Origin of the sequence: Galactobacter sp., assembly GCF_022712295.1 — a bacterium.
Lineage (GTDB): Bacteria > Actinomycetota > Actinomycetes > Actinomycetales > Micrococcaceae > Galactobacter.
The window spans coordinates 23,371-30,493 of record NZ_JALAGT010000031.1 but is presented as its reverse complement, the minus strand read 5'-3'; the positions used below and the strand labels follow the sequence as shown (position 1 = coordinate 30,493).

Below are 7,123 nucleotides of genomic sequence, written 5' to 3'. Positions count from 1 at the left end.
CACCCCGGCCTTTCCGGCCCTCGCCTTCCGCAGGCCCTGGCCTTTCCGTACTCAGGCTTTCCGTCGCACCCTGCCTGATCCGGACACCCACCGATTCCCCGAGGCTTTCCGCCAGTGCAGCATGCTTCATCCATGGAGCGGTGACGGAATGTCTGGGCGGGGTTGGGCAATCGTCCAAACCGGAGGCCGTTGTTGGCGCTCGGGGAAACGCACGTTGAGCCGACCCCGGGAGATATGCATGGTGCGGCGGTAAGGTCTTCCACGTCATCACCGCGGACCGAGGAGGTTGAACGCCGTGGACTTCTGGGACGAGATCGTGGGCCACCAGGTCGGAGTGCAGGCGCTCCTCCTGCTGGCCTCCTTCATCCTGTGCTCCTCCATCGGACTGGAACGTCAGGCCAGGCGCAAGTCCGCCGGCTACCGCACGCATGTCCTCGTCGGTATGGGTTCCTGCGTGTTCACGCTGGTCTCCGCCTACGGGTTCGCTGCCATCGTGGATCCGGAGGTCTCCCGCGACCCCACCCGTATCGCCGCCCAGATCGTCTCCGGTATCGGCTTCCTCGGCGCGGGCGTCATCTTCAAGGGTTCCTCCACCGTCCGAGGTCTCACCACGGCTGGGTCCATCTGGTTCAACGCAGCCGTCGGGATGGCCTGCGGTGCGGGCATGGTCGCCGTGGCAGCGGCATCGACCGTGGCCTATCACCTGATCCTCTTCATCATCGGCCCGCTGATCCGACGCCTACCGGTGGAACGCCGCAACCGAGACATCAACGTGGTCTACGAGGACGGAACGGGTGCCATGCGCGGCATCCTCGAGACCGCGACCGTGTCCGGGTTCTCCACCGTCTTCGAGGACTCCGTGAAGTCCAAGGACGGCGACGGCACCCCGCTGGTGACCGTCTCCCTCCGCTTCCTCGGGGCACATGCCCCAGAGCGCATGGTTCCGGAACTGTTGGAACTGCCCGGGGTGCGCAGCGTGAAACTGGCCCACTCCAAGGACCCCTACACTTCAGATGACGAGGATGAGGACGAGGACTGAACCGTGCCGCTTTCACCAGCGACACCAGGAACACAGAGAACAGGGCACCGATGGGACGCAAGCGGCAACGCCGCGACGAGACGACGGCGGGCGAGCCCACGTCGTCGGGCACGGGTAAGCGAAAGGGGAGCAGACCGAAGCCTGCCGGCGTCCACGAGGGGACATGGCAGACCGACACCGGCGAGGTGCGACTAGAGGCCGACCCCTACGCACCCGGATCATGGACCCTCTACGTCAACGGCGTCCCGAGCTCACACGTGGACCCAGAACACCCTGAAAGACTCGACTTCGAATACATGCGCTGGATGGCATGCGTGATCCGCGCCGGATTCGACACGACGCAACGTCTGCGAGCCCTGCATCTGGGCGGCGGCGCCTGCTCCATAGCCCGCTGGATCCACTGGGCCTACCCGGATTCCAGGCAGGTGGTCGTGGAACTCGACGGCCGCCTCACGGTGCTGGTCCGCGAGTGGTTCGATCTGCCGAGCGCGCCCCTGCTGCGGATCCGGCCAGGTGACGCGGGACAGGTGCTGCCGACGCTCACCGAGGACACCCGTGACGTGATCATTCGGGACGTCTTTGCCGGGGACAGCACACCGGAGACACTCACCACCGAGTCCTTCCACCGGGAGGCCGCCCGGGTGCTGGCGCCCGGTGGCCTCTACCTGCTCAACGTGGGGGACCGGCCGGACCGCAGCAACACCCGGCGGGAAGCCCAGATCCTGCGCGGGATCTTCCCCCACGTGGCCGCCATCGCGGACCCGGCCATGCTCAAGGGGCGACGCCGTGGGAATGTGGTCTTGGCGGCGTCGGCCAGTGAGTTGCCCCTTGGCGCGGGGCTGAAACGCAGCCTGCTCGCCGACGCGCTCCCGGCCAACGTGTGGGGAGCACAGGAGCTCACTCGCTTCCTCGGGTGAGGTGGCGTGGGCGGCCGCCGACAAAAAGACCCCTCCAACCCACTGCGGCACGTGGATTCCGCGCTGCGCGTTGGGCTGAAGGGGCACTTTCTAGGTGGACCCGGCTGATAAGGCTCAGGCGCCGACCCAGCCGTCGATGAGTCCCATCGAGAAGAACACCACGAACATGACGGCCACGACCCACATCAGCGGGTGCACCTTGCGGGCCTTGCCCATGACCACCTGGACGAACACGTAGGCCACGAAGCCGGCACCGATGCCGTCGGCGATGGAGTACGTGAACGGCATGAAGGCGATGGTCAGGAACGCGGGGATGGCGATGGAGATGTCGTTCCAGTCGATCTTGGTGATCTGGCGGATCATCATGAAGCCCACGCACACCAGGGCGGGGGCCACGGCCTCGAACGGCACGAAGCGCACCAGCGGGGACAGGAACATCGCCACGATCATCAGGGCACCCGTGACGATGGCGGCGATACCCGTGCGGGCACCCTCGCCGATGCCGACGGAGGACTCCACGAAGATCTGGTTGGAGGAGACGGCGGAACCGCCACCGGCCACGGCGCCTGCGGCATCCACCAGCAGCACGCGGTCCACGTTCTCGATCTGACCGTTCTTGTCGATGGTGCCGGCCTCGGTGGCCAGACCCACCATGGTGCCCATGGCGTCGAAGAAGCAGGAGAGAAGGATGACGAAGACCATCAGGGTCGCGGCCACGGCACCCAAGGAGGAAGCGGAGAAGGCGTTGAAATCGACATGCCCGATCAGGGACAGGTCCGGCAGACCCCAGGAGAAGTCCTTACCGGGAACCACCTGCTGCCAGCCGCCGGAGAAGGTGTCCGTGTTGGGACCGATCTTCAGCGTGGCCTCGAGGATCACGGCCAGCACGGTGGAGGCCAGGATGCCGATCAGCACCGCGCCCTTCACGTTGCGCACCAGCAGCGCGATGGTCAGCAGCAGGCCGAAGACGAAGACCAGAGTCGGCCAGCCGATCAGCTGACCGTTGGTGCCCAGGGTCAGCGGTGTGCCACCGGGGCGCACGAAGCCGGCATTGACCAGGCCAACCAGGGTGATGAAGAAGCCGATACCCACCACGATGGCGGTCTTCAGCGCCGGAGGCACCGCGTTGAACACGGCGGTACGGAACTTGGTGAGCACCAGGATCACCATGACCACACCGGCCAGCAGCACCAGGCCCATCATGGATTTCCACGACAGGCCGGGGTGGGTGGCGACGGTCGCGGCCACGAGGGCGTTGACGCCCAGGCCGGAAGCGATGGCGAAGGGGTGCTTGGCCCACAGGCCCATGATGATGGAGAGGATGCCGCCAACGAACGCGGTAGCTGCCGCCACGCGCGAGATACCGAGCTCGTTCCCGGCGCTGTCGGCGCCGGAGAGGATCAGCGGGTTCAACACCACGATGTAGCTCATGGCGAAGAAGGTGGCGAAGCCGCCACGGATCTCCCTCGAGAGCGTGGAGCCACGCTGGCTGATCTTGAAATAACGGTCCAGGGCGCCCTTGGGCTGAATTGATTCTCCGCCGGCTGCGGAGTTGGGAGATGACATGGCCTCGATTCTATCGAGGGAGGCGGCATGTCGGGTTACAGCGTCATGACGGTCACACGGGGTCAGCGCGTACGCCACACCGGCCAACGAACGTATGACCATTAGCGAAACAGGGTCCCTAAGTGCTGGAATGGGTACACAGAATCCTCGTCAGAAGGAAGTGGTTCACGATGACCGCCCAGAACACGCCGGACACCACCGATAAAGCCCCGGGCCTTGGCGCCGTGGTGGTCGGAGTGGATGGTTCCGACCAGTCCATCGACGCCTTGACTTGGGCCGCGGCAGAAGCTCAGCGCCGCGACCTGGATCTTGAGGCCGTGATGTCCTACTCGGTGCCCACCTTCGTGGCCACCGCCATGGACGCCGGCTACGCCGCACTGGACGACGAGTCGTTGCGGGCCGGCGCTGAGCAGGTCTTGCGTGACGCGCTGGCGTCCCTCGAAGAACGTCGCGCGCAGGGCAGCGCGGCGGGCGAGCTGCTGCCCGCCAACCGCATCCGCGCCTACGTCGAAACCGGCGACGCCGCCGGAGCCCTTCTCGAGTACGCCAAGAATGCTGAGCTCGTGGTGCTCGGTGCCCGCGGCCGTGGTGGCTTCTTCGGCCGCCTGCTGGGCTCCGTGTCCTCCGCTGTTCCGCCGCACGCCAAGTGCCCCACGGTGATCGTTCCCAAGGGCTGCCTGGACCGCACCGAGGTCGACAACGTCGTGGTGGTCGGCGTGGACGGCTCCGAGCAGTCCCGCGTCGCCATGCTGGATGCGGCCCGTGAGGCTGCTGCCCGCAATTGCTCGCTGCGCATCGTTTGGGCACTTCCGCCCGTGACCGGAACGCAGGCCTGGGTTCCCGCCGCCATCGACGAGGAGGCCGTCATCACCGAGATGAAGGTCCAGCTCGTCGGTGCAGCGGACTGGATCCGGCACCACTTCGAGGGTCTTGAGGTCGAGGCCATCGTCGAGGGCGGTGTCCCGGGTCAGGTGCTGGTGCACGAATCGGAGCGCTCCCGCCTGGTGGTCACCGGTACGCGTGGCCGTGGCGGCTTCAAGGGCGTGCTGCTCGGCTCCACGTCGCAGTCGGTGCTGCACCACGCCAAGTCCCCGGTGTTCGTGGTCCCGAAGCGCGAGGACGAGCGCACCAAGAACCGTGCGGACTTCGGCCCCATGCCGAATGCTGACGACCCGGAGGCCTGAGCCTCTTCACTGATCCAGTGCCCGACGGCGCGGTACGGCTACCAGCCGTACCGCGCCGTCTGCGGGTGCGGGCTTTGGTTCCGGCCCGGCATGGGGCCGGGTTTTCGTGAGACTTGCGCCGTTACGGCGCCCTTCTCATGAATAGCTGGTCCCGGGCGTGGGAGTAGGGAGGGGCAGGCCGGTAGTGCGCTTGAGCAGCAGGAAGGCGGCCGGCCCTCGTGAGAGGGGCCGGCCGCCTTCCTGCCGCCGTGATCCGGACCGGGTCAGTTCACCCGGATCACGGTGGGGGTTCCAGCGATCCAGCTGTCCGGACCGATGCGAGTGCCCATACCGGTGTTCCAAGCACCTACGTTCTGTCCACCGCCGAGCGAGATGGCGACGTGGCCCGGCCAGTAGAGGATGTCACCAGGACGTGCCTGGGAGTAGGGCACCTTGTAGCCGGCGGAGAGCACGGAGGCGTAGGAGTTGTTGATGTTGTAGCCGTGCTGCTTGAAGACGTAGCTGACGAAGCCCAAGCAGTCCCAGCCGGCCGGTGAGGCCTGGCCCCAAACGTACGGGGTGCCGATGTAGGACTTACCCGTGGCCACGATGCTGCTGCCAGCAGCTGATGGCCTCCGATTGGCTGCTTCTTGTGCGGCCTTCTTCTTTGCGGCAGCCTCGGCAGCGGCCTTCCTCGCTGCTGCCTGCTTCGCAGCTTGCTGCTGGGCCGCCCTCTTTGCGGCGGCCTGCTGTGCGGCCTTCTGCTGTGCGGCCTTCTGCTGCGCGGCCTTCTGTGCCGCGGCTTGCTGTGCGGCCTTCTGCTGAGCAGCCCGCTTGGCTGCTGCGTCCTTGGCCGCCTGGTCCGCAGAGGCCTTGTTGGCCGCTGCCTGCTTCTTGGCGGCGGCGTCCTTGGCGGCCTTGTCCGCTGCAGCCTGCTTGGCCGCGGCATCGGCTGCCCGCTGGTCGGCTGCTGCCTTGTCCTTGGCGGCCTGGTCCGCAGCGGCCTTTTCGTCGGCGGCCTTCTTGTCGGCCGCAGCCTGCTCTTCTGCGGCCCTCTTGTCGGCGTCCGACGATGCCCCTTCCTCCTGGGCACCGTCGGACGAGTCCTGTGCGGGAATGACGTCCTCGGGCTTCTCTGCGCCCTCGACCTTGGTAGCGGCCTCGCGCTGTGCCTTGAACGCCGCGACCTGCTTGGCGTCTGCCTCTGCCTCGGCCATCCGCTTTTCCTCGGCCAATGCCTGCTCGTCGGCTGCCTTCTGGATCTTGGCCTGGCGGGCCTCGTTATCCTTCTGGACCTGCTCCTCGCTGAGGTCCTGGGCGGCCGCGCTGCGGGCGACGAGCTGCCTTTGCTTCTCTTCGGCCTTCTTCTTCTGTGCCGCGAGGGCTTCAGCCTCTTCTTGCTGCTTCTTCTTGGCCGCAGCCTCTTCCTTGGCGGCCTTGTCTGCCTCGGCCTTGACCGCGTTCCTGTAGGCCTTCCATTGAGCAGCCAGGTTCGCGTCCGCCTCCGCCTTCTTCAGGTCACGGTTACGGGATGAGGCGAGGCGCGCGCTGGTCTCAGTGCGCTGCATGTCGGCCTCGGGGTCCTTGGACAACAGCAGTGAACCCTGGTTCGAGGAACCGTTCTTGTAGATGGAGGAGGCGACCTCCCCGACCTTCTCCTTGGACACGGCCAGGCGTGCGTCGGCTGCCTTGGACTGTCGGGCCGCCTCATCGAGCTGGTCCTGGCGAATCTGGACGGCCTGCTGGACTTCTCCCAGCGCGGCCATGGATGCCTTGGTGCGATCGTCGATCTGGCGGTAGTTCTGCGCCGTCTTGTCCAGTTCGGACTGAATGCGCTTGACCAGGGCCTTCTTGGCCTCGGGGTCGACCTTGGCTGCCTCTACCTCGTCGGCCGAAGGGACCGAGACGGTTTCCTGCTGAAGCGCCGTGGTTTCGGTATGGGCCGGCTTCTTCTCACTGAAGGCGCCCGTGGCGGCTGCGGTGGTGAAGGAGGCCGCGACGAGAGCGGCGGTGCAGACCGTTGCGGCGATGGTGACTCGCTTGGCCATGGGGTGTCCTCACAGGTGACTCAGGTGCATGAACTACGTGGTCTTATTCGTGATCCTTTGGCGATCGAGAGATCACGAAACGATGACAACCACTCGAGTCACCATACGGAACACAGTCACCATATGCAACACCTTTAACATAAACCACATAAGCTACAGGATTCTGGCTCCGGTGCCCGGTATTTCGCACCACGGCGCGTCAGGGCTGGTCACGACATGGCCACGAAGTGGTCAACCGGGCGTCAAAGGGACTGGCATCAGGGCTTCCATCTTGGCCAACATTGGTGAAAACTGATTGCAACACCATCAAAACGATCATGGACAATCACCTGTCTCGTCTTCGGACCGTGGAGATCGTTGTACAGGGAACGGTCTCGAGACGATGATCCG

5 protein-coding genes are annotated in these 7,123 nt (G+C 65.7%); 3 read left to right on the top strand and 2 right to left on the bottom strand.

Annotation, left to right across the window (positions count from 1 at the left end; all coding sequences use genetic code 11):
* Positions 1-295: 295 nt before the first annotated feature.
* Positions 296-1,039, top strand: coding sequence for an MgtC/SapB family protein (locus Q0A15_RS02520; protein ID WP_291277965.1), 744 nt, complete (start codon positions 296-298; stop codon positions 1,037-1,039).
* A 50-nt stretch (positions 1,040-1,089) separates the two neighbouring features.
* Entirely contained in the window at positions 1,090-1,956 is an 867-nt protein-coding gene (locus tag Q0A15_RS02515) for a spermidine synthase (RefSeq protein WP_291277964.1), read from the top strand.
* A 114-nt stretch (positions 1,957-2,070) separates the two neighbouring features.
* Here Q0A15_RS02515 and Q0A15_RS02510 read toward each other — a convergent pair whose 3' ends face one another.
* Complete coding sequence (locus tag Q0A15_RS02510; protein WP_291277963.1) at positions 2,071-3,522, bottom strand: NCS2 family permease; 1,452 nt, start codon at positions 3,520-3,522, stop codon at positions 2,071-2,073.
* 170 nt (positions 3,523-3,692) lie between these two features.
* On the opposite strand from Q0A15_RS02510, the gene Q0A15_RS02505 reads away from it, so the two are divergent.
* Complete coding sequence (locus Q0A15_RS02505; protein ID WP_291277962.1) at positions 3,693-4,706, top strand: universal stress protein; 1,014 nt, start codon at positions 3,693-3,695, stop codon at positions 4,704-4,706.
* 263 nt (positions 4,707-4,969) lie between these two features.
* Here Q0A15_RS02505 and Q0A15_RS02500 read toward each other — a convergent pair whose 3' ends face one another.
* A complete protein-coding gene (locus Q0A15_RS02500) occupies positions 4,970-6,733 on the bottom strand; it encodes an NlpC/P60 family protein (protein ID WP_291277961.1) in 1,764 nt (587 codons plus the stop codon).
* Between the last annotated feature and the right edge of the window lie 390 nt (positions 6,734-7,123).